Below are 1,514 nucleotides of genomic sequence, written 5' to 3'. Positions count from 1 at the left end.
TGTGTGAAGTGGATGGCCACGCTCCAACGTTCACATCCATTCAAGACATTCAAGGTGAAGGTGCTTCTTCGCCATTTATCGATGGTTACCCATACATTACGACAGAAGAGCATTTTGTTACTGGTGTCGTGAGCGCTGTTACTAGCGGTTTGACGAAAGGCTTCTACCTGCAAGCTATCGAGAACGATAACAACGATAAGACGTCAGAAGGTCTATTTATTCATACGAACGCCGCAGATACCGAGCTAAAGCCTGGTGACGTAGTTTGTGTGAAAGGTAAGGTTCAGGAGTACTACAGCAATACTCAGCTTTCTTCTGACGCAACCAGCTATGTAAAAACTGGCACGTCAGACATTTCATTGGTGACGCCGCTTGTGATCAAAGAAGGCGAAACTCTGCGTGATGCGTTAGAGCGCCATGAAGGGATGCAAGTGACGCTGAACTCAGCCAGTGATTTGTTTGTTACTCGCAACTTCTCTTACGATTACGATTCAAAACGTAACAACATGATGTTGTCGCACCAAGCTCCACTCTTTAAGCCAACTCAGCTTCACGCAGCAGACAGTGCAGAAGCGGTCGCGTTAGCAAAACAAAATGCAGAGAATCGAGTTTTCCTAGAATCTGATGCTAAAGCACCGAACGGCAAAATTCCTTACTACCCTGAGTTTGGTCAAGATTTGGATCAAGACGGTTCATCTGAACAGCACATTCGCTTAGGTTCGCGCGTTGAAGGTTTACAGGGCGTAGTGAATTACAGCTACAACGAATACCGTCTGATCGCGACGAACGATGTAAACAACACTAACTTTGTGGCAGCAGGTGATGGCTTTGATGTAGAGCGTAAAGCGGCGCCAGCTATCGCAGAGTCGGATTTACGCGTTGCAAGCTTTAACGTGCTTAACTACTTCACTTCGGTTGCAGACAGCGGAAACAACAACCCGACAGGCCAAAACCGTGGCGCGACGAATCACGATGAGTTCTTGATCCAACAAGCGAAGATCGTGTCTGCGATGAATAAGATGGATGCTGACATCATTGGTTTGATGGAAGTGGAAAATAACGGCTTCGGTGATGGCAGTGCTGTGCAAAACTTGGTGGATGCATTGAATGCGGAAATCGATGACGCAGACGATCATTACACTTACGTTGAAATCGCAGATAAAGACAAGTACCAAGAAGAGTACTTCGGAAGCGATGCGATCATGGTTGCTATCTTGTACCGCGCGAAAGTGGTCACGCCAAAAGAAGCGGCGAAAGTGATCTTCACGCCAGAGCAGCACATTGCCGAAAACACCATTACCCGTAAAGATGGTGCTGAGAGCAACCCTGCGTACGACAAATACCAACGCCACAGCTTGTTGCAAACCTTCACGGTACAAGAGAGCGGTGAAGATCTTTCTATCGTCGTTAATCACTTCAAATCGAAAGGTTCTGAATGTATTGAAGAGTGGATCGCTGGTGTAGAAGACGCGGAGCCTGCGGATCTGCGAGGCAACTGTAACAACTTCCGTGTT

General features: G+C 47.2%; 1 protein-coding gene. It reads left to right on the top strand.

Annotated elements, in window-relative coordinates; genetic code table 11:
• Positions 1-1,514: ExeM/NucH family extracellular endonuclease (locus R7127_RS26100; RefSeq protein ID WP_318148671.1), on the top strand; the 1,514-nt coding region annotated here is incomplete at both ends.

The organism is Vibrio sp. 1159 (assembly GCF_033340395.1).
Taxonomy (GTDB): Bacteria; Pseudomonadota; Gammaproteobacteria; order Enterobacterales; family Vibrionaceae; genus Vibrio; species Vibrio alginolyticus.
This window is presented reverse-complemented; position numbering and strand designations above follow the sequence as displayed.